Annotated in this window: 16 protein-coding genes; 6 read left to right on the top strand and 10 right to left on the bottom strand. The window is 59.8% G+C overall.

From position 1 onward, the window contains the following. Positions 1-119: 119 nt before the first annotated feature. A complete protein-coding gene (locus GSQ81_RS04280; protein WP_158909448.1) occupies positions 120-1,298 on the top strand; it encodes a GGDEF domain-containing protein in 1,179 nt (392 codons plus the stop codon). A gap of 55 nt (positions 1,299-1,353) precedes the next feature. Here GSQ81_RS04280 and GSQ81_RS04275 read toward each other — a convergent pair whose 3' ends face one another. The 4 genes from GSQ81_RS04275 to GSQ81_RS04260 form a co-directional block, all read right to left on the bottom strand. Next, positions 1,354-2,331 carry a ferritin-like domain-containing protein gene (locus tag GSQ81_RS04275; protein WP_158909447.1) on the bottom strand — a complete coding sequence of 326 codons (978 nt, stop codon included), beginning with the start codon at positions 2,329-2,331 and terminating at the stop codon, positions 1,354-1,356. A 12-nt stretch (positions 2,332-2,343) separates the two neighbouring features. After that, complete coding sequence (locus GSQ81_RS04270; protein ID WP_158909446.1) at positions 2,344-3,273, bottom strand: ferritin-like domain-containing protein; 930 nt, start codon at positions 3,271-3,273, stop codon at positions 2,344-2,346. A gap of 112 nt (positions 3,274-3,385) precedes the next feature. Next, positions 3,386-4,099 (bottom strand): bacillithiol biosynthesis deacetylase BshB1, encoded by a 714-nt coding sequence (bshB1, locus tag GSQ81_RS04265; RefSeq protein ID WP_158909445.1) that lies wholly within the window; start codon positions 4,097-4,099, stop codon positions 3,386-3,388. Positions 4,100-4,196: 97 nt separating this feature from the next. After that, a complete protein-coding gene (locus GSQ81_RS04260; protein WP_158909444.1) occupies positions 4,197-5,741 on the bottom strand; it encodes a hypothetical protein in 1,545 nt (514 codons plus the stop codon). A gap of 179 nt (positions 5,742-5,920) precedes the next feature. Between GSQ81_RS04260 and GSQ81_RS04255 the strand changes: the two genes are divergently transcribed. Further along, positions 5,921-7,858, top strand: a complete 1,938-nt coding sequence (locus tag GSQ81_RS04255) for a bifunctional homocysteine S-methyltransferase/methylenetetrahydrofolate reductase (protein ID WP_158909443.1) — start codon at positions 5,921-5,923, stop codon at positions 7,856-7,858. Continuing rightward, positions 7,858-8,091, top strand: a complete 234-nt coding sequence (xseB, locus tag GSQ81_RS04250) for an exodeoxyribonuclease VII small subunit (protein WP_158909442.1) — start codon at positions 7,858-7,860, stop codon at positions 8,089-8,091. Before GSQ81_RS04255 ends, xseB begins: the two co-directional genes overlap by 1 nt. A 2-nt stretch (positions 8,092-8,093) precedes the next feature. Here xseB and pabB read toward each other — a convergent pair whose 3' ends face one another. The 4 genes from pabB to GSQ81_RS04230 all read right to left on the bottom strand — a co-directional run bounded on the left by pabB (position 8,094) and on the right by GSQ81_RS04230 (position 13,463). Continuing rightward, on the bottom strand, positions 8,094-9,977 hold the full coding sequence (pabB, locus tag GSQ81_RS04245) for an aminodeoxychorismate synthase component I (RefSeq protein ID WP_158909441.1): 1,884 nt from the start codon (positions 9,975-9,977) through the stop codon (positions 8,094-8,096). Positions 9,978-10,181: 204 nt separating this feature from the next. After that, positions 10,182-12,656 carry an alpha-L-rhamnosidase C-terminal domain-containing protein gene (locus GSQ81_RS04240; protein ID WP_158909440.1) on the bottom strand — a complete coding sequence of 825 codons (2,475 nt, stop codon included), beginning with the start codon at positions 12,654-12,656 and terminating at the stop codon, positions 10,182-10,184. A gap of 176 nt (positions 12,657-12,832) precedes the next feature. Then, positions 12,833-13,048, bottom strand: a complete 216-nt coding sequence (locus GSQ81_RS04235; protein ID WP_158909439.1) for a hypothetical protein — start codon at positions 13,046-13,048, stop codon at positions 12,833-12,835. 28 nt (positions 13,049-13,076) lie between these two features. Beyond that, positions 13,077-13,463, bottom strand: coding sequence for an MliC family protein (locus tag GSQ81_RS04230; RefSeq protein WP_216846379.1), 387 nt, complete (start codon positions 13,461-13,463; stop codon positions 13,077-13,079). Between the two features lie 293 nt (positions 13,464-13,756). On the opposite strand from GSQ81_RS04230, the gene GSQ81_RS04225 reads away from it, so the two are divergent. Both GSQ81_RS04225 and GSQ81_RS04220 read left to right on the top strand, forming a co-directional pair. After that, a complete protein-coding gene (locus GSQ81_RS04225) occupies positions 13,757-14,866 on the top strand; it encodes a substrate-binding domain-containing protein (protein ID WP_158909438.1) in 1,110 nt (369 codons plus the stop codon). A 10-nt stretch (positions 14,867-14,876) separates the two neighbouring features. Beyond that, a complete protein-coding gene (locus GSQ81_RS04220; protein ID WP_158909437.1) occupies positions 14,877-16,010 on the top strand; it encodes a hypothetical protein in 1,134 nt (377 codons plus the stop codon). A 3-nt stretch (positions 16,011-16,013) separates the two neighbouring features. On the opposite strand, the gene GSQ81_RS04215 is transcribed toward GSQ81_RS04220, so the two are convergent. After that, positions 16,014-18,740: a family 78 glycoside hydrolase catalytic domain gene (locus GSQ81_RS04215; RefSeq protein ID WP_158909436.1), complete on the bottom strand. Its 2,727-nt coding sequence runs from the start codon at positions 18,738-18,740 to the stop codon at positions 16,014-16,016. Positions 18,741-18,946: 206 nt separating this feature from the next. Here GSQ81_RS04215 and GSQ81_RS04210 point away from each other — a divergent pair, with 206 nt between their 5' ends. After that, positions 18,947-20,107 carry a M48 family metallopeptidase gene (locus GSQ81_RS04210; RefSeq protein ID WP_158909435.1) on the top strand — a complete coding sequence of 387 codons (1,161 nt, stop codon included), beginning with the start codon at positions 18,947-18,949 and terminating at the stop codon, positions 20,105-20,107. A gap of 40 nt (positions 20,108-20,147) precedes the next feature. Here GSQ81_RS04210 and GSQ81_RS04205 read toward each other — a convergent pair whose 3' ends face one another. Then, complete coding sequence (locus GSQ81_RS04205) at positions 20,148-20,828, bottom strand: flavin reductase family protein (RefSeq protein WP_158909434.1); 681 nt, start codon at positions 20,826-20,828, stop codon at positions 20,148-20,150. Between the last annotated feature and the right edge of the window lie 38 nt (positions 20,829-20,866).

Genomic DNA, 20,866 nt, shown 5'->3' with positions numbered 1-20,866 from the left:
CAAATTCAAACGTTTGAAGATATATTCGCCATTCGCCAATGAAAACGATTGGCGAACGTGGTGAAGACAATCGATTTCTAACGTATTGCAACATTTGAGTTGGTTTCCAGGGCTAAACAATGGACACGCACACACTCGTTGTGATGAACGTGCTTTTGTATGTGCTGTATGCGGGCGTGATTGCGCTGAATGCCCGTATGCTTGGATCGGCTAAGGGTGCGGCGTGGTTTGCGGGGGCGAATCTCAGCCGCGGTGGAGCGCTGCTGTTGATACTGCTGGGCGGGATCGTTCCCGTCACTGAGGCGTTGAGCGGCCTGCTGGCAGTGTTGGGCATGATGATGCTGCACTTCAGCTTCGACGAGCTGCTGGAGCGTGGGCCGCTGATGCGGTCGTTACAGTATGTGCTGGTGGGTGGGATGGCGGTGGGCACGATCTACCTGCTGATTGAGCCATCGCATTATCCGGCGGCGCTGTTGCTGTCGTTCGCGACGGAGAGTGTACAGGTGGCGGCGACCGCTGCGGTGGTGTTCCTGTTCGTGGGCGAGGACATTGGTCTGGCCGCGAGCCTCACCGGCGTTTCGCTCGCGATCTATGCGGTCCTGCTGCTGCTTCGCGTGATGGCGAGCTTGAAGTTCGGCACGCCGGACTATCCTGCGCTGGCCAGCGAGATGCGGCGGTTCTGGCTGGTAGGAACGCTGGTGACCAACAGCGCCATCGTTTTTGGCTTCATGTTTCTTTCGGCGGCGAAGCTGCGGGTAGAGCTGCTTTGGCATGCACAGGTGGATGAGTTGACGGGGCTGCTGAACCGGTGGGCGCTTACGCGGATTGCGATGCGAGAGATAGCGCGGTGCGGGCGGACGAAGGGAACGATTGCCGTCGTGATGATGGATCTCGATGGCTTGAAGCAGGTGAACGACTCGCTGGGACATGCCTGTGGCGATGCTGTTCTGCAGGCGGTGGGCAGGGCGTTGCAGGAGACGGTGCGAGGCCAGGATGCGGTGGCGCGGATGGGCGGCGACGAGTTCTGCATTCTGCTGCCGGATACGGGTTCGGTAGAGGCCGGTATGGCGGCGGAGCGGATGCGGTCACGCGTGGATGATCTGTGTGTGCAATATCGCGGAGAGACGGTTCGGGTACGGGCGAGCCTGGGCGTGGCTTCGTCGGAGGGGTGCGGCCAATCGTGGCAGAGTCTTGTGGAACAGAGCGATGCCGCGCTGTATCGGGCCAAGCGAGGAGGGCGCAACCGTGTCGTGGCAGCCGAACAGTTGGAAGAGCTGGGGAACGAGGGTGCTTTTTGAAGGGAAGGCTGGCCGCTGGTTGGCGGACAGCCTCCTCTTTCTTACGCGTTGAGATTTATTTGATATTTCCGTTGAGGCCGGAGGGAAAGAAGACTCCCTTGTGGCTGGTGGCGCTGGGATCGGTGCCGGTGACGATGGCGAGGACCTGGGAGGTGGTGCGGCCCCAGCCGATTGAGTTCGAATCGCAATCGACGATGGTGGATGAGGAGAGCGACGCCGAGGTGCCGTTAAGGCTGACCATGGTGGTGGTCAAGCCGATGTCGTCCGCCATGCTTCCGGTATAGGTGGTTGTCGATGCGCCGGAAGGGTTCGCCAGCATGGAGCGAGCTGCCGAGATCTTCTGCGTGAGCGTGTTGAGGGTTCCGGTTCCGGCATCGAGAGCGTTGATGCTGGTGCGGATGAGACCTGCGTGGTAAGCCTCGACTGCGTGAATCCCTACGGCTGCGGGCAGGATCACTTTTTTGTCTTGAATCAGGCCTGCTGCTCCGTGGTAGGCGCTGACGCCGACGTCCTCGAAGATGTAAGCACCGATGAGGAAGTTGGCGTCGCTGGCGAAGGGATCGAAGGCAGAGCCGATCCCGGCCACGCTGGCAAGTGCGTTGAAGGAGTTGAAGAGGTCGATGTCCGGCATGGACACCGCCGCTGTGCTGAGCGCTCCCTGAAGAAAGCTGACGTGCTTGCCTTCTTCGAGTGCAGTCTCCGTCGCATAGGCTGCGATGGTCGGCAGGGCGAAGGGAACCTTAGCGAAGCTGGGCTTGAGGGTTACCGTTCCTGCAGTCCCACCGTTGACGCTGACCGGGATGGGCGTAGGAAGTTTGTCGATGGTGACGCCTGAGGCGGCGAGGTTATAGAACTGGGCCTCGAGGTACTCCAGGTTGAGGGCGAAGTTGAGGATGTCGGTGTCGGTGATGGCTGCCTGGGCTTCTGCCTTTGGTGCAAAGGCAAGGCCCGCGAGTGCTGCGCCGCCAATGGCCAGCAACGCACGGCGACTGGAGATGATGGAATCTAGCTGTTTGGTCTCTGTATTTGCCATGGTGATCTGTCCTTAGGATGCAGTCGTTGAGATAGAGCCGTTGAGTCCGTTGGGGAAGAAGCCGCCGCTTTTTACACCTGCGCCGGGCGCCGTTGCATAGACGATGTGAAGAACCTGGTCGGTGGTGCGGGAGAAGGCGATGGCGTTGGTGGTGTCGGCTGCGACGATGGTGCTGATGCTGAGCATGGTCTCGTTGCCGCCGCCAAGCTTGCCTCGCAGAGCGGAGACCTGGTTGGCATAGTTGACATAGGTCTGATCGTTATTGGCTGCGGCCATGCCAACGAGCAGGGTACGGATCTCAGCGGCGTGGTAGGCTTCGACGGCCTGAATTCCAGCAGCCGCGGAGAGGATGTCGGTGTTGGTGATGGCGGGAGCAGCACCGGTGTATGCGGTGACGCCGACGTCTTCAAATACGAAAGCGCCTACAAGGAAGGCGCTGGGGCTGGAGAAGGGATTGAAGCTGGATCCGATTCCGGCAGCCGCGGCGAGGGCGTTGAAGGCGTTGGTGAAGTCGATGGCGGGACGCGCTACCGGGGTTCCACTGTTCTTTGTGATGGTGGCCTGAATGGCGCGGACATGGTTGAGCTCGTCCTGTGCGATTTCGACGGCATACTGCTGCATCGCAGTCGAGAATCCCGGGACGGCAGCCCCACCGTTAACGGCACCGGCACCGGAGAGAGCGTCGGCAGAAGAAAGACCGCTGCCGGTGGCGGCGCGGAGGTAAAACTCGGCTTCGAGGTATTCAAGGTTGAGCGCGAAGTTGAGGATGTCGTTATCGGGAACGTCTGTAGGGGGAGGAGTGGTGCCACCGCCGCCTGTGGTCGGAGGTGCGGATGAATTGTTGCATCCGGCCAGAAATGCAGCCGCTGCTGTGGTTCCTGCCCCGGCCATGAATGTTCGGCGGGAGACTGCTCTCTTAATAAGTTCGTTTACTTTTTCCACGATGGACCTCTCCAGAATGCAGGTTGAGTTGCGCGTTCATTCGGAGTACGGTCCCGCTGGAGCGGTGGATGTAAGAGGATTCAAAAAAATCTAAATAGATTTGGCTAGATAGCTAGATAGATTGAACAGGGAGGAGCATCAGGTCTTCGACGAGGCCGACTTCTTTTTGGACGAAAGGCTCGGCGTAGCGCACACCTGCGAGCAGGCCGTAGTGGCGCGCGGTGGCGAAGGTGCGCTCTCGGATGTCGTCTTCGCGCACGAAGATGGAGTCGCCTGTCGATTGGGATGCGTATTGCGAGCGATAGGCTGCCAGCGCCTGGTAGCGCTGCTCGATGTGCGGGGTGATATCGACAACGAAGGAAGGGCGCACGTCGGCGTAGAGCGAGGCGTAGAGGATCTTGTAGGGGCGGTGAGGCTCGCCGGGGATATCGAGCTTTGCCAGGCCGCTGATGAAACAGGATTCGTAACCGAGGGTCGCGGTGGTGTAGTGGTCAGGATGACGGCCCTGCCAGTAAGGCAGGATCACCACGCGGGGACGGAGGCGGCGGAGGACTTCCGCTACTTTGAGGCGATTGGGAAGCGTGTTTTCGACGTTGCCGTCGGGCAGGTCGAGGGCTTCGCGGTGGGCGACGTTGAGGATGCCTGCAGCGGCGATGGCTTCTGCCTCGCGTTCGGCTGCGGTTCCGCGCGTGCCTGACTCGCCACGGGTGAGATCGAGGATGCCGGTGCTCCAGCCGCGGGCGTGCATGGCGAGCAGAGTGCCGCCGCAGGTCTGCTCCACGTCGTCACGGTGCGCGGCTATGGCAAGAATGTCGATGGAGGGCATGGTGGTTATGGTAGCAGCGGGCATGGTTAAAGAGTGAGGCCCTGTTCTTCGCGGTGAACTGTGAAGGACAGGGCCTGATTTGCTTCGAGGCGAAGCTCTAGTTATCGGCGTCGGTGACGGCATCCATGTAGGCGACATCGAGGGCCGTACCCTGTACGGTGACGAACTCGTTGTCGATCTCAGAGCCATCGACGGTGCTGAAGACGTGGACCTGTCCACCGTAGGCGGTGTAGATCTTATTGAAGCCCTGAACCCAGCAGAGGCCGGTGAGATCGCCGTAGTAGTAGAGGTTCTGATTGGTATTGGGATAGCCGACGGTGGAACCAGCCGTTGTGCTGCCCGGGGTGACGTTGGGCACGATCTGGGCAGTCTTGGCTCCGAGGTCGAAGCGGGTGAGGCAGTTGTAGTTCGTGTTGAGCTTCTGACGCTCGCCGGTGGCGCAGAATTGCGAACCGATCCAGAGGGTATTGTTGTCGGCGAAGAGCAGCTTGGTGTGGGTGCCGTCGGAGATGCCGTACTTGCCGGTGACCGCGGTGGAGGGGCTGCTGGCAGCGGCGGCGAGATTGACAGTGGTGAGATAGCCGGTGAAGAGGCCGTCGGGCATCTGCTGCTGGCCCGCCACGTAGAGCGTGGTGGCATCTGAGAGCGCGGTGGTGGCTCCGCCGGGAATGGGCACGTTCGAGACGAAGGCCGAATTGTCGGGAACCATGTTGGGAATGGTGTTGACGTTGAGGGTGCTCTGGTTGAGCAGCGTCAGGCTGGAGGTGGTTCCACCGCACTCGGGGCCGCAGTTGAGGATGAAGGCCGTGGTGCCGTCCAGCGAGAAGTAGGCCCCGGTGGGGCGGTCGAAAGTATTGGCGCCACCCGCACCCGCGCCCGTGGAGTTGACCGGAACGACGCAGTAGACGGGCAGGTTGAGGGGCTGGCAGTCAGCGGCGCCGGTGGTCTGGATGGCCAGTTGCGAGGTCGGGAACTGGTTGGCGTTGAGCTTGACCAGGCGGTAGATGGTGTTGGAGTTGCGCACCATCGCAAGGACGACGGTGTCACCCGCATTCACGGCTACCTTGTCGACGTTGGGGAGATTGAGGCTGTAGGAATTGCCGGTAGTGTTGTCGACGATAGCGAGCACGCCATAAGTCTCTTCGGCGGAGTAGTAGTGCAGGAAGCCGGGCGGAATGGCGATGGACGCGGACCCGGGGAACTTGCCCGCCGAGCCGGAAGAGGCTTCCTTGCTGTAGTCGACGATGCCCAGGCTGCCGTCCGTATTGGAGTAGACGTAGCCGTGGACCTCAGCAGGGAAGTTGAAGATCATGCTGGGGTAGCCGGAGTTATAGCCGGAGATGGCGAAGGTGGGGATAGTGTTCTCAATATTGCTGCGGATGTCGCGCTTGGCGTCGACGATGGCCAGGGCTCCTGAGGCGCTGATCGATGTCGAAGAACCATTGAGCGTATAGGCGATCATGACCCGCTGGGCGAGCTTGCTGGGCGGAACCGGCCGGTCGGCAAAGGTATATTGCGGGAACTTGTAGTAGTAATACTGGGCGCTGTGGCAGGAGCTGAGGGTGAGGCACGCGACGGCGATCAGCAGGCCGCAGTAGATCTGGGCGCTGAGGGACTGGGCAAAGAGACTTCGATTCTTCAACGTGGACAAACTCCAACCTGAGCGCTGCGGCGTATTTATGCGGGCCACGGCTATCCGCTGAGTATAACAAAGGAGGCAGGGGTGTTGGGTTGAGAGGTCTCCCTGGGGGAACCCCGGCGTCCGGGTTTGGAGCGCATCCGGCCGGTGGCTTAGGATGATGAGATATCCGGAGAAGATTGATGAGCGATGGCGCTGGCGGTATTGGCATACGGTATTTGGCGGAACCTACCGCGGTAGACAGGCTGTTTGCGGGCGGAACGGTGTTGTGCGATGGGGCAATGGGGACGATGCTTTACGCGCGCGGCGTGTTCATTAACCGCAGCTACGATGAGCTGAACCTGTCGCAGCCGGAGTTGGTGCACGAGGTCCACGCCGAATATCTGCAGGCAGGCGCGGAGGTGGTGGAGACCAATACCTTTGGGGCGAACCGATTTCGGCTGGAGCACTTCGGAATACAGGATAAAGTCCATGAGATCAATGTCGCCGGGGTAAAGCTGGCGCGGGAGTGCGTGGACCAGATTCGCGAGAAACAGGCCAGCGAGGCGTTTGTGGCGGGCTCGATTGGGCCGCTGGGAGTTCGGCTGGAGCCGCTGGGCAAGGTGGGGCTGGATGAGGCGCGGGATGCGTTTGCGGAACAGATTCGGGCGATGGCCGAGGGCGGGCCGGGAGTCGGCGTTGACCTGTTGATGATCGAGACGATGACCTCGCTATCAGAGGCGAAGCAGGCTATTCGCGCGGCGCGGAGTGAAGCTCCGTGGCTTCCGGTGGTGGTGATGGTGACTGTCGACGAGGAGGGGAACTGCCTCGATGGCGCATCCGCCGAGACTGCCGCTAAAAAGCTGACGGAGTGGGGCGCGGATGCCATCGGATGTAACTGTAGTGCCGGGCCAGCGACGGTACTGAGCGTGATCGAACGGATGCGGAAGGTAAGCTCGTTGCCATTGGCGGCGATGCCGAATGCGGGGATTCCGCGAGCGGTCGAGGGGCGGACGCTCTACCTGACTTCGCCTGAGTATATGGCGAGCTTTACCCGCAAGCTGGTCAAGGCGGGCGCGACCTTTGTGGGCGGCTGTTGCGGCACCACTCCGAGCTATACGCGGGCGATGAAGAGCGCGTTGCGTGCTCTGGGCGCAATGGAGACGGGCGCTCAGGTGATGGAGAGCAGCGATTCCGGGGCAACCGCTGTTGTGAAGAACAAGGTAGAGCCGCCACCGTTGGCGCAGCGGTCGAAGATCGGATCGATGGTGGCTGCGGGCGAGTTCGTCACCATGGTGGAGATTGTGCCGCCCAAGGGGATCGATTGCAGCAAAGAGGTCAACGGCGCGGCCGAGATGCACCGTCTGGGAGTGGACGCGATCAATGTGCCGGATTCGCCGCGGGCCAGCGCGAGGATGAGCGCACAGAGCCTGTGCGTGCAGATCCAGCAGAACGTCGGCATCGAGACGATTCTGCACTACACCTGCCGCGACCGGAACGTGCTGAGCATTCAGAGCGATCTGCTGGGGGCATCGTCGATTGGTTTGAAAAATGTTCTTTGCCTGACCGGCGATCCGCCGAAGCTGGGGAACTATCCCGATGCGACGGCGGTCTTCGATGTGGACGCGATCGGGCTAGTGAACATCGTTCGCAACCTTAACTGCGGTCTCGATATCGGCAAGAACTCGATTGGCGAATCCACTGGGTTTACGGTTGCGGTCGCAGCGAATCCGGGGGTACCGGACATCGATCAGGAGGTCCGGCGGTTTGCCTATAAGGTGGAGGCGGGCGCGGAGTATGCGATTACGCAGCCGGTCTTTGATCTGCGATTGCTGGAGGCTTTCCTGAAGCGGATTGAGGGCTTCCGCATCCCGGTGATTGCGGGGATCTGGCCGCTGACGAACCTGCGCAACGCGGAGTTTATGAAGAACGATCTGCGAGTAAGTATGCCGGAGGAGATCATGGCGCGGATGGCTGCGGCAACTTCGCCCGAGGCGGCGCGGGCTGAGGGCGTGAAGATCGCCCAGGAGATGCTGGCCGAGGCACGGCCCATGGTGCAAGGGGTCCAGGTAAGCGCGCCGTTCGGCAAGTATGCGGCAGCGGCGCAGGTGTTGGGGCTGGTGGAAGTGGGGGTGGCCTGATGGCGGACTTTGAGCAGAAGCTGACAGCGCTGGAGGCAGTGGTCGAGAAGCTTGAGCGCGGAGACCTGTCGCTCGATGAGTCGGTGCGGCTGTTTGAAGAGGGCGTCAAACTATCGGACGCCTGCAAAAAAGAGCTGGAGGCCGCTGAGGGCAGGATTCAGGTGCTGGTCGACCGGGGAAGCCGCATGGTGGCGACCGATCTGGATGTTGAAGTGGAAGAGGATGACGAGTAGCGCTAGTGCGCTGCCGTATGCAATGCACTAGCAGCGGAAGAGAGTTTGACCTCGCGCATTCCGCGCAGAGAGTTGCAGAGATAGATGGCATCTGCTGATTCCAGATCTTTGAGCGTCAAGACTTTTTCTTTCGCGGTGGCATCGGTTTCGAGGATGTGGCGGCGGAAGACTCCGGGGAGTACGCCAGCGCGAAGCGGAGGAGTGAACAGCTCGCCTGCTCTGCGTATGAAGATGTTGCTGATGGCTCCCTCGGTAACCTCGTCTCTTTCGTTGAGAAAAATAACTTCGTCAAATCCATCGTCGCGGCACTTCGCGTATTGCGAATCGTATAACTTGCGCAGCGTCGTTTTATGACGAAGAAATACATCTGCCGATGAAGTGTGTTCCGAGGAAAGACAGATATGTCCCGTCTGCGAAGCTGAGTTTGCGGTATGCTTCGCGTGGCTAATCGTTAGTTCTCCATCTTCGGCGAGCAGCAGGCGCACACGATACAAAACTTCAGGTTCAAATGATAGTGATTCGACAATTAGTCTCTGCGTGATTTCGGTGCGGTCAAAGGTATAGCCGAAGTAGCTGGCAGAGGACTCCATGCGATCAAGGTGCATGGAGAGCAGGCGAAATTCTTCGTTCCAGAGCATCGTCTCGATCAACTGAAAGTCGCGGCGCGGGCGGATGAGGAACTCCGCCTTTAGCAGGCATTCGCTGTACTCGTCCTCGGGGTCGGAGTCGGCGACGATTCCGCCACCTACTCCCATCTGCGCTTTGCCTGTGTGCAGATCGAGTGTGCGAATGGCCACATTGAAAGCAGCGCTTCCGTCGGGAGCCATGTAGCCGATGGAGCCGGTGTAGATTCCGCGGGGAGATGCTTCTAGTTCGTGAATGATCTCCATGGTGCGAATTTTGGGAGCGCCGGTGATGGAGCCGCTGGGGAACACGCTTTTGAAGATGTCGTAGTACCTGAGCCCATGGCGAAGCGTGCCCGAGACTGTTGAGGTCATCTGTAACAGTGTCTGATACGTTTCGACGGAGAAGATATCGTCGACCTGCACGCTGCCCATCTCGCAGATGCGGCCAATGTCGTTGCGCAGAAGGTCAACGATCATCACATGCTCGCAGCGATTTTTTTCATCGTCCTGCAAGCGGATGGCGGCCCGCTCATCTTCAACAGAGTCGAGGCCGCGAGGCATGGTGCCCTTCATGGGGCGAGTGATGATTTTGCCTTGTTCGATCCTGAAAAACAGCTCTGGTGAAAGAGAGAGAATCTGATGCCCGGCTACGTTGAGCAATGCGCTGTAAGCTACGGGCTGCTGATGCAGCAGGGTCGCAAATGCCGCGTCGGAGCTGATTTCAGCAGGCACGGAGACCTTACTGGTGAAGTTGACCTGGTAGGTCTCCCCAGCGGCGATGTATTCCTTGATGCGCTCAATCTTCGCGGTGTAGTCCTCTTGCGAGATCGCCAGCGTAACGCTCTCGGCAAATGTGGACGCAGGTTTTTTTATTGGCTCATCGGTCAGAGGTAGTGGCGGGTCGTCATCGAAGCGGCCGGTTTCGTGATCGAAGATGAGTGGCTTTCGATAGATTCCGAACCATGCTAACGGCAGACTCTGCTCAGTGAGAATGACATCCTTGAAACGTTCGAAGTGGTATCCACATTCGTAACTGAGAAAGCCCGCTGTGTAGAAGCCCTCGGCAAGCGCCTGCTCGATGCGCCGAAAGATATCGGGGACTTCTTCAAGGGTATGGGCCGCTATTATTTGAACAGGGTCGAGGAAGAGAAGGCTTCGCTGGTTGGATGGATCGAACCGTGCAGTCTGGAGCAGGACAGAACCTGGACTACAGGCAACCAGGGTATGCAACTGCTGCGGAAGCTGGTGCCATCGAGTCAAGCTGTCTCCATTGATGCGGCGCGTGGAATTCGATCATCGCCTGTTGCCGCGTTGCCTCCGATCATTTTAAGTCAGGATTGATCTTTGCGGTTTTTGCGCGAGAACAGTTATCTCGTAGCATTCGCTACGGCCACAGCAAAGGGTGCGAGTACCATCGTTTGCTGTGGCCATAGCTTCGCTATGCTGCGTCTGTCGGTGAAATGCCTATTTGCTGCCAAGCGTGTAGTGGCCGGGCGAATCGAGCGTAACGATCAAGCGCGTTCCGTTTTCTGCGGCGACAGCTTTTTGCGCCTTTCCATTCACCAGAACGTGTGCGCTGGCAGAGATTACGGGTACGGCTACCTTGGCGACGACGCCTTCAGGCACATCGATCGCAAGCGCCACCTTGGTGGCGTCGCGGCGGACGTCAACCTTCAGCAAGCCGTGCGGTGTCGGCTCTGCGCCCTTCGCCCAACTGAGATCGGCGAGGTCGGGACGAATGTTCACGGTGCTGAAGCCGGGGCCGGTCGGTTCGATGCCAAGGATCTGTTCCATCAGCCACGCCGTCGGTCCGCTCGACCACCCATGCGCGAGGCTTACAAAGTAGCCCGAGCCGTCGTCGGCCTGCAACGCGGCGTGGAAGTTGCCCTTGTACCAGCTTGGGTCGTAGCCTTCCCAGAAGCTGGTAGCGCCCTCGTCGATCATGCCGCCCCAGTACTGGCGAATCCATGCGAGTGCATCCTTGCGATGGTTCATCTCCGCCATCGCGCTGATGACGTAGTAGTTGTAATACGGCGTGATGATGAGTGCGTTGTACTTGATGTGGCCGACGTTCGAGAGCACATGGTTCCAGATCGCCGGATACTGCTGCGGCCCCGCTGTGCCGCTGATGATTGCCGCAGCATTGGTCTGCCAGCGTGGGCCGTAGGTTTCGGTTGCGGGATCGAGAAGATACTTCTGCGTGCCGGCCTCGATGGCCGCGGCGCGTGCCTGATATTTATCTGCGTTGGCGTTATCGCCAAGCTGGCGCAGCAGCCATACTGCTTCGCGATAGGCACGGTAGAACTCAAGCGTAGTTGCGCGGCGCGTCTCCGGCGTGTCGCCGTTCAGATCAGGAGACCAGTCCACGTAGAGCCACTGCTTCCGCGTATTCGCAAAGACTCCGCGTGCATCGAATTCGCCATCGACGTAGTTCAGTAACTGCAGCAGCCGCGCGTGCTCGCTCTCGAGAAATTCTTTGGAGCCGGTGTGCCTGTAGTAGTCGGCGACCTCGGTAAACCAGAACGAGCTGTATCCAGGAATGCCGTTGACGTGATTTTCGATCGGCGCGGGCCCCATCAGGCGATCCAGCGTGTCTTCCATCAGCGGCTTGTCGCCGAAGACGTCTTCGATGACGCGACCGCTGACATCGGTGTCGCCCATCCAGCGCGCGCGGTCACGCTTGGAGGCGTCCCAGATGTCGTCCTGCATGCACAGGTGCGCGGTATAGGCCCCGGTCTCCCAAATCTTGTTGAGCATGGGATCGGACGACTCGAACGAGCCTGCATACTTCACCGGGTAGTAGATGTCGTCTACATGGATGGCCTTGAAGCGCAGGCTGGGACCGCCGCCGACGAACCGCAGCTTCACATAGCGAAACGCCGACTTCGGTCCATACGCTGTGCCATGTGCGGGAATGGTGAGCTGGTCAACTCCAAGGTATGGCTCATGCAGCGCCTCGGCCTCGGACTCTCCCATCTGAACCGTTACCGTGGCGGGCGAGTCGCTGTCGGAGACGATCTCCACGTGGCCAACAAGCTCTTTGCCGAAGTCGAGAAAGAGGCTAGGTGCTTCTTCATTGGTCAGCGTGGTTGCGGGCAGCTTCACCTCCAACTCGTCCTGTCCGACCTCCGAGGTGATTGCGTTGAGATGGATGAACTGTCCCTGCCCCGGATATTGATCGATGATCTTTTGTGCGGGAACCTTGAGGTGCGCGAGAAAGTTGGAGATGCCATCGTAGCCAGGCCAGTTGTAGAGTCCGGCGTCGGAGTTGCGCTGGAAGAATTCGATCGAGCTTTCGATGCCGCCGAAGCTATGGGCTGGCTGCCAGTCAGCTTCTTTGAAGTCCGGGCTCTGCCAGTCTGTCGCGACCTCGGTGGAAGCCTTCCAACTGCCATCGCTCATCATCAGCGGTGTTGTGTTGCTCTCGTTCACCCATGGTGTGAGCGGCAGAAGCTTCACGACAAGCGCCTGCCCCGTGCCACTCACTCCATCTCCGCGTGTAGCTTCGATGGCAATGGTGTTCTCGCCGGAGCGTAGAAATTTCTTTATCGGCATGGCGAACACATGCGTACTCAGGGGTGACGATGCGTCGCGTTCCGCGTGTCCAGCCATCTTTCCGTTGAGCCATACCTTTACGTTGTGCGGCCCCGCGAGATAGAGCGTCGCCTCAGAAGGTATCGTCGTGACGGAAAATTGATGGCGGAAGAAATATGGCTTGGCTGCGTCGGTTTTCGGAGTTTCAGCATCCGCAGCAACCCAGATGTACTCCTCCGGCAGCGGTTTGTGCAGGCTCGATTCCAACACCGGATCTGTGATGCCTCGCGTCGGATCCAATGACGATTGCCCATTCTGTGCGGACCCTGTTGTTGGTGGAAGGTCCTGCGCCATCGCGCCTATGCCAAATATCGAAGCTGCCAGAACCCCACACGCGAAACGCACACCTATCCTATTTTTCACGAAACCGCCCAATCACTTCAGTATGGAAACAGTTTCAGGTTATACCGTGATGGGGTGCAGTTGGCAATGTTGAAGAGGACTGACCACCCGTGCCGATGCGCATGCCGAGGTCATCGGCAATGGAGTCGAACAGGCCGCGGTAGCAGGCGCAGCCCTCTTTACCAGTCACGTCCGATATGAGGGATTCGTGCGCAGTCGCCCTCGGTGAGATAGCAGCGCAGAAGGCCGCACACGACCGCCATTCCCACGCCGATGATCATGAACCATATGCCCGAGCTGGTCATCATCTTGCCCCTGAAGTAAGGAAGGAGGAAGACAACAACCCCACTGTACATAAGGATCGTCAGCACTATGCGCCATGTACTCCTCGTCATCTTTCAACCTCCTTTGGGAGCGTGTCTTTCATTGCTTCTTCACCAGATGGCATTCGGCCTTGGGATGTCCGTCGACACCTTCGGCATAGAGGGTCACGCCATGAGCTCCGGCGTCCCACCAGATATAGCGACCGGCGGCATAGCGCGCGCCCGAACCGGAGATCACATTCGAAAAGATCAGCGCCTGGCCGTGAACAGGAAGGATTGCCAGATGGTTCTTTCCGGCATTCAGGTATTCGACCGTGAAAGGCCCTGCAGGCAGTCCCAGCGCAACGCCGTCGGCACCGCATTCGAAGCTGGCTTGAATTCGCGTGACCGGAACGCCGGGCAATTGCACGGAGAGGTTCTCCGCAGCGGCGGACGCACCTGTCGCCGCTATCAACATCACACCGGCAATCACAGCCATGGGTTGCATGTGCAATCTCCCGCGCGCACCATGCTATGCCGAAATCGTCCGCCTCGCCACAAATAACAGCGGCCTGGCATCGGTGCTGACTCTCCACCGCGATCCATCAACGCTCTCCGTTTTAGACGATTGGCGCTCTCGTTCGTCTCTTCGCCTGCCAAGATATCGTTTTCCGCGACTTTCAGGTTCCGCTTCGCGGAAAATCCCGGAGTTGAGGGTTCAACTCGAATCATCGACTACGCTATGCTTGTTTCAATCGTTGAGGCATAAGCCCAGCCGCTGCTGCACGAAGGAGATGTATCTTGTCGACCAAGACCTCGAACCACCTCTACCTCATCCCTATCCTGTCCGCCTCGCTCGACGTTCTCGAGTATCTCCAGCGCGAGAACCGCTCCCTGCCTCTGGAGCAGATCTATCGCAACACAGGCCACTCCAAGACCAGCGTCTACCGCATCCTCAAGACCTTCGTCCATCGCGGCTATGTGTCGCAGTCGCCCGACGGCCACTATCGCAGCGCCAGCCGCCCGCGCAAGATGCGCTTCGGCTTTGCCGGCCAAAGCGGCGACCAGCCTTTTTCGCAGGCCGTCACCGAGAGCCTGCGTTCCGCTGCGGCGGCCTCGGGCGTCGATCTGCTCGTCCTCGACAACCGTTACGATGCCTCTACCGCCCTCGCCAATGCCGAGGAGTTCATCCGCGAGCGCGTCGAGCTGGTCATCGAGTTTCAGGTGGAAGACCACGCGGCACCGATCATCGCCGCTCGGCTCGCAGCAGCCGGCATCCCATTGATGGCCATCGACATCCCCCATCCCAACGCGACTTACTTTGGCGTCGACAACTATCGCATCGGCTTTCAGGGTGGCGAATTTCTCGCCAACTACGCCATCGACCATTGGGGCGGACAGGCAGACTGGGTGCTCGGCCTCGACATCGAAGAGGCAGGCACGCTCGTCCAGAGCCGCACCACCGGCGCCTTCGAAGCCGTCCGCACTCTGCTGCCGTCGCTTCCTATCGAGTCTCTCGTCCGCATGGATGGCCGTGGCCTCCGCGACGAGAGCCATCGCCTGATCAGCGACTTTCTGCATCGTCATCCAAACGACAAGCGCATCCTCATCGCGGCGGCCAACGACTCCAGTGCTCTCGGCTCGCTCGACGCCATCCGCGAGCTTAACCGGCAGCACGACACCGTCATCATCGGTCACGACGGTATCCCCGAGATGCTCGCCGAACTCGAAGATCCCACCAGCCCGGTGCTGGCCTCGATCGCTCCCGACGTTCAGCAGTATGGCCCCGGCCTCATTCATCTCGGCGTGCTGCTCGTAACCGGCAACACGGTGCCGCCCTATAACTACATCGACCACAAGATCTTCAGCCGCGCTACCGTCGCAGCCTCTGCCGAAGTCGTATCAAGATAGAACGGCAGGCATGAAGAACACGCGCCGTCAGTTTCTCCGCAACTCTGCCATCGCCGCCACTGCCGCTGCGGCGCCTCATCTTTCGTTCGCATCGAAGGATGAGGTTGCGCCCTTCCGCACGCCGTACAAGTACCCAAATCTCATTCTCAAAGCTACCGGCAAAAAAGGTGATTTCGATGAGCGCAGCGTAGACGACCCCATCGTCTTCCGAGCCAACGACGCTTTCTACATGCTTTACATCGGATGGGACGGCATCGGCTACCAGACCGGCCTCGCCACCTCGACCGATCTTCTCCACTGGGAGCGTGTTGCGCTGGTGGCTCCGCGCGATCCGTCGTCAAAGTTCACAAAGTACAACCTCGCGCTCAGTTCCATTCTTCGCAACAAGCAGCTTCGCTCCGACGGCGAGGCGATCAAGATCAACGGACGCTATCTCGGCGCATGGAATGCCTATCCCGGCGCTGGCTATGAAGAGGGTGCGGCAGTTATCGGTCTTGCATGGTCAGACGATCTCCTGCACTGGCAACTTACCGACCCCATCCTCTATCCGCAGGAGGGCGCGCCGTGGGAGCATGGCGGTCTCTATCGTCCCGATCTCATGCTCGACCGCGGAACCTACTACCTCTACTACAACGCCAAGACCGACACGCTGCCTGAATCCGTCGGCGGAGGCTGGCACGAGCAGACCGGAGTAGCGACCTCCACCGATCTCAAGACGTGGAAGCGTTACGAAGGAAATCCCGTGCTTCGCAATGGCTCCCGGGGCAGCGCAACTTATCCGGCTTCGAATCCCATCCACGCCACGCAGCCTCCCACTCCGGACGCGCGCGACAGCCGCTTTGCCTCGAACCCCTTCGTCGTGCAAAACGGCTGCGACTTCGCCATGTTCTACTTCGGCTTTAACTATGAGCGCCCCGGCCGCGCCTGCGAGCTGCTGGCGCTCAGCGTCGATCCTTACACCTTCGTCAAAGTGCCGGAGGTGCTGATCGACACCGGAGCGCCGGGCACGATCGACGAGACGTTCGCGCACAAGCCGTCCGTCATTACTCACGATGGCGTGCTGTATCACTTCTACTGCGTGGTCTCCGGCAAGTATCCGAACGAGACCCGAGCCATCGCCGTGGGCCGCTCCAAGCCCTGGTAGCGATTACTTCACGGTAAAGTGATAGCTGCCCGACGCCACGCGATACTCCGCCGCGCCATTTTCTCGACGCACGAACACAACTCCCGCAGTCTTCTCTGCTGACGTCGCGCCTTCCATCACTGCAGCACCATTGGTGGCCGGAACCCAGACCGTGCCGGTCTCTCCCACCGGAATAGTCACGTCCATTGCAAGCGTGCCGCCCTCTTTCTTCCAGCCGCTGTCAATCTTTCCCAGCTTCGAATCGTACGAGCACCGCACCCAGTCCACGCCATCGACGACCGCCGGACGAATCGTGATTCGCTCTGCCTTCTCAGGCCGCGAGAGATCGAAATCGATCCCGCCCAGCCCGCGATAGAACCACTCCTCCGCGCCGCCCAGCATGAAGTGGTCCTGCGAGCTATGCGGATTGGCGTCCCATGCCTCCGTCAATGAAGTCGCTCCTGCCTCAAGCTGCGAGCCGTAGCTCGGCGGATCTTTCCGCATCATCATCGCCATCTCCACATCGCTGCGACCAGCCGCCATCAATGCCCGCAACATGTATGGATAGCCGATCTCTCCCGTCGTCACATGGTCGTTGTGTGCGTGGATATCGGCCACGATATGCTCCAGCACCGCTGCGTGTTGCGCCTCCGGCACCAACCCAAGCGATAGCGGCATCGCATTCGCCGTCTGGCTGCCCTTGTCGTACTGTTGCGTCGCTGCATTCCAGAACCGCGCATTGAATGCCGCACCCACACGCGAAGCCAGCGCGTCATAGCCTGCCGCATCCTGCGGCTTGTCGAGCAGCTTGGCAATCTTCGCCATCGTCACCGCGTCCTGATAGAGCATTAGCGTCGCAGTCACGCCCAGCGTCGTCTGCTTGCCAAGCCCCGGGCCGCCGGGGCCGATGTCGTACCAGTCGCCAAGTCCATAGGCGACGATGCCGTCCTTCGCCTTGCTCTCAAGAAACTTCACATACCGCTGCATCACAGGGTAAGACTGCTGTAACTCGCCGATATCGCCATAGGCACGATAGGCCGACCACTCCGCCAGCACACTGGCCGATCCCCACTCGGGTGAGTCGTCAAATACTCCATAGCCGTGCTCCCCAAACACGGTGTACTCCGGCGCAATCGTCGGAACCATCCCATCTGCCTTCTGCGCGTCCGCCATATTTTTTTCAGTCGCGGCGAACAGCCCTTGCAGGTTGCTGTTGAAGATCAGCCCCGGAGCCACCAGATGCGTCTCCTCCAGCCAGCCCAGTTTCTCGCGATGCGGACAATCGGTGAACAGGCTGACCGAGTTGTTCTGCATCGCCATCACGATGAGGTGATGGATGCGGTTCAGTTGTTCATTCGAGCTTGCGAACTCTCCTACCACCTGCGAAGAGGTATGAACCGCATCGCCGGTCAGCGAAGCCACCTCACCTTTTCCCGAGGTCCACTCCACCTGCACATAGCGAAAGCCGTAGTAGCTGAATCGCGGATGCCACTCCTCGATTCCATCGCCCTTCAGCGTGTAGCTGAACCATTGCGGGCTCCCCGAACTCCGCTGCGAGACCGTCCCATCCTCATTCAGCAATTCGCCGGGGACCATCTTCACCACAGCGCCCTTCGCACCGCGAACTTTTATATCGGGCCATCCGGCAAAGTTCTGGCCGAGGTCATAGACCGTCACTCCCGGCTTTACCTCCGTCGTCTTCACCGGCGGATACGTCTTCATCACTTCAATCGGCGGAGCTACCTCCGACTCCAGCTTGCCTCCCGGCCCATCCACCACGCTGACCGCCTGCCATCCCTTGTCTTTAAAGTTGGCCGAGTCCCACCCAGCCTGTTCCTGCGTCGCGTCGTAGTCCTCCCCGCCGTAGGTCGAAGAAAAAGTGATCGGCCCCGCTGCCGCCTTCCATGAGCCATCGCTGGCGATGGTCTCCGTCTTCCCATCGGCGTAGGTCAAGCGTATCTGCAACATCACCATGGGCTGCCCAAAGCTGTTCACCAGCTTCGTGTAGCGCTTCGGAGTCTTCACCACGTTGAACATCCCATTGCCCACCATCACGCCGACGGCATTCTTGCCCTGCCGCAGCATCGAGGTCACGTCATAAGCCTCGTACCGAACCGTCTTGCGATAGTCCGTCCACGACGGAGCCAGTTCGGCATCGCCCACCTTGCTGCCGTTCAGATGCACTTCGCCCTGCCCCAGTGCGGAGACATACAACATCGCCCGCGCCAGCTTGCGCTTCACCGCGAACTGTTGCCGAAACAGCGGCATCTCTGCTGTCTCGTTGGTTGCGCCAGCCTGTGCAATCCATTTGCCCGTCCACTCTGTCGGAGCCATCGTCCAACGCGCCACCGCGCTCCACGGCGCAGCATCCCCGTGTTCGTCCCAGACCATCACCTTCCAGAGATAAGTCTTCTCTGCCGCCAACGGCTTTCCCCCGTAGACGACTCCAAAGCTGTCGCCCGATGCTACCCGTCCGCTGTCCCACATATCGCCTTGTCCCGCGTCCAGTGCCTTCTGCGAAGAAGCCACCAGCACGCGGTAGGCACTTTGCCCAACGCCGCGCATATTGTTGCTTGACGCCGCCAGCCTCCACTCCAACTGCGGTGCAACCTCTTCCACGGCCAGCGGTTGCGTCGTCGCATCGCATTGCAATTTCGCTGCCGCCAGCAGCCGTCCCTCGGCGTGTCCTGCACTACATTGCAGCCCTGCGAACAACGCACACACCACCACCCGCAACCAGAATCCACGCATCCAAAGCTCCTTCCAATATTCCGCGTTACAAAATTACGCGTCCTTTCTCGTTGTGTCTCTGTAAATTCTTCCTTTGGTGAAATTTCAGGGTTCTTTCACAGGTGGCCACCCACTATCCATTGCTCCCTTAAAAGGCGCATACTACGTCAAATGAAGTGTTGAGTTGCGTCTCCCTGCAGGGAGGCAACCCATCAGGAGACCCCCCCATGCGACCCGTCATGCAACTTGCCCTGGCCGCCCTTCTCGTCGTCGCCCCAGCAGCTTTTGCCCAGGTTCAAACCCAGACACCGTCGCCGTCCTCGAAGATGCCGACCGAGTCACCCATCCCCGGCAAGCCCACTGCGACTCCTGAAGAGAGCAAGGCCGCTGCGGCAAAAGCTGCCGCCAAGACCGACTCCCTGCCATCGCCCGGTGAAGACCTCGATCCCCACATTAAAAAGGGCAGCGAAGACGATGTCAGCGCTGTAGGCGACCGCAACATCGGCGGCCGCGGCATGGGCAACTGGTACTCCACCGACTGGGAGATCCGCACCGGCAAGCAGTACTCCATGGAGATCGAGAAGTCGGCCCACATGGTCACCGATCCCGTCATCAACGAGTACGTCAACCGCATCGGTCAGAACATCGTCAAAAACTCTGACTGCAAGGTTCCCTTCACCATCAAGGTCATCGACTCCGACGAGATCAACGCCATGGCGCTTCCCGGCGGTTTCTTCTACGTCAACAGCGGCCTCATCCTCGCCGCCGACGAAGAGGCCGAGCTTGCGGGTGTGATGGCCCACGAGACCGCCCACGTCTGCGCCCACCATGCCGCCCGCGAAATGACGCGGCTGAACTACATGCAAATCGGCTCGGTCCCGCTCATCATCTTCACCCAGGGTTCGTGGACGGGCTACGGCATCTACGAGGCCTCGCAGCTCGCCATCCCCGTCACCTTCCTCCAGTTCTCCCGCAACTTCGAGGCAGAGGCCGACTGGCTCGGCCTTCAGTACATGTACAAGGCCGGCTACGATCCGCAGGCCTTCATCCAGTTCTTTGAAAAGCTCGACGCTCTCGAGAAGCACAAGCCCGGCACGCTGGCCAAGGTCTTCTCCGACCATCCGCAGACGCCCGACCGCATCGGCCGCTCCGAAGACGAGATTGCCACCATCATGCCGCCGCGGCTCGACTACATCGTCACTACAAGCGAGTTCGACGACGTCAAGGCCCGCCTCGCGCGCCTCGAAAACAAACGCAAGCTCAACGACAAGAATGGCGGCAGCAAGCCGACCCTGCGTCGCGTAGGCGGCACCAACAACGATCCCAATAGCCCCAATAACCCAGCCAACTCCGGCGACGACCGTCCAACCCTCAGCCGCCGCGATTAGCCTGAACACAAGGTATAAACCCACACGAAACGCCGCTCTCTCAGGAGACCGGCGTTTCCTGCATGGACTCCGTCATCATCTCCTTCACTCGCACCGGCCGATAGAGATCTTCAGAGATCTCCGCCAGCCGTGAACGATGCACCTGCTCTCCCAGCCCATAGAACTCGCAGAAGCTCATAATCAACGGCCGCCACTTGTTTGGGTCGATGCGATTTCCATCTACCCCCATTAAAATCTCCGGATGCGCATGCACGCGCAGGATGCGAACTTCAAGCGCAATCAGGCTCCCGTTCGTCTCCGGAGCGAAGGGATGGGCCGCCGTCAACTCCGCCTCCATCTGCAACGGGCATTCGCGGACCAGCGGCGCATCGACAAGCTCGGCATTCTCCGGCGTAAATCCCGATGCACCAAACTTGTCTGCACAGAAGGTATATCCGCGAGCCTGTTTGTGCGGAGGCACCGGATCGGAACCCGTAAGCCGCGCCAGCCCATTCACCTGCGACACCTCTGCCACCGACGGAAGATTAATGGTGCACTGTCGTGTGCGTTGCAGATTCTGTGGCGTTTTGGAATTCGCTCCAAAGCCGAGCATGCAGTTCCATCCCAGCCACCATGCCGAAGAGATGGGCGCAAGGTTCGGCGAGCCGTCCTCATTCAACGTGCCGATAAGAACAACGGGAGTGCCAACATAAAGAATCGAAGGGTGAACGGTACGGTGCATTGTGTGATTTCCTTTGCGAGATGAGATTCTCTCGACCA

This window comes from Granulicella sp. L56 (assembly GCF_009765835.1).
GTDB lineage: Bacteria > Acidobacteriota > Terriglobia > Terriglobales > Acidobacteriaceae > Edaphobacter.
The sequence above is the reverse complement of the archived record's forward strand: the minus strand, read 5'-3'. Positions and strand labels throughout refer to the sequence as shown.

What these genes read in the sequence shown, in the direction of transcription:
- GSQ81_RS04280 (WP_158909448.1), top strand. Translation starts at nt 120, where the DNA reads ATGGACACGCACACACTCGTTGTGATGAACGTGCTTTTGTATGTGCTG.
- GSQ81_RS04275 (WP_158909447.1), bottom strand. Translation starts at nt 2,331, where the DNA reads ATGGCAAATACAGAGACCAAACAGCTAGATTCCATCATCTCCAGTCGC.
- bshB1 (WP_158909445.1), bottom strand. Translation starts at nt 4,099, where the DNA reads ATGCCCTCCATCGACATTCTTGCCATAGCCGCGCACCGTGACGACGTG.
- GSQ81_RS04255 (WP_158909443.1), top strand. Translation starts at nt 5,921, where the DNA reads ATGAGCGATGGCGCTGGCGGTATTGGCATACGGTATTTGGCGGAACCT.
- xseB (WP_158909442.1), top strand. Translation starts at nt 7,858, where the DNA reads ATGGCGGACTTTGAGCAGAAGCTGACAGCGCTGGAGGCAGTGGTCGAG.
- GSQ81_RS04235 (WP_158909439.1), bottom strand. Translation starts at nt 13,048, where the DNA reads ATGACGAGGAGTACATGGCGCATAGTGCTGACGATCCTTATGTACAGT.
- GSQ81_RS04230 (WP_216846379.1), bottom strand. Translation starts at nt 13,463, where the DNA reads ATGCAACCCATGGCTGTGATTGCCGGTGTGATGTTGATAGCGGCGACA.
- GSQ81_RS04220 (WP_158909437.1), top strand. Translation starts at nt 14,877, where the DNA reads ATGAAGAACACGCGCCGTCAGTTTCTCCGCAACTCTGCCATCGCCGCC.
- GSQ81_RS04215 (WP_158909436.1), bottom strand. Translation starts at nt 18,740, where the DNA reads ATGCGTGGATTCTGGTTGCGGGTGGTGGTGTGTGCGTTGTTCGCAGGG.
- GSQ81_RS04210 (WP_158909435.1), top strand. Translation starts at nt 18,947, where the DNA reads ATGCGACCCGTCATGCAACTTGCCCTGGCCGCCCTTCTCGTCGTCGCC.
- GSQ81_RS04205 (WP_158909434.1), bottom strand. Translation starts at nt 20,828, where the DNA reads ATGCACCGTACCGTTCACCCTTCGATTCTTTATGTTGGCACTCCCGTT.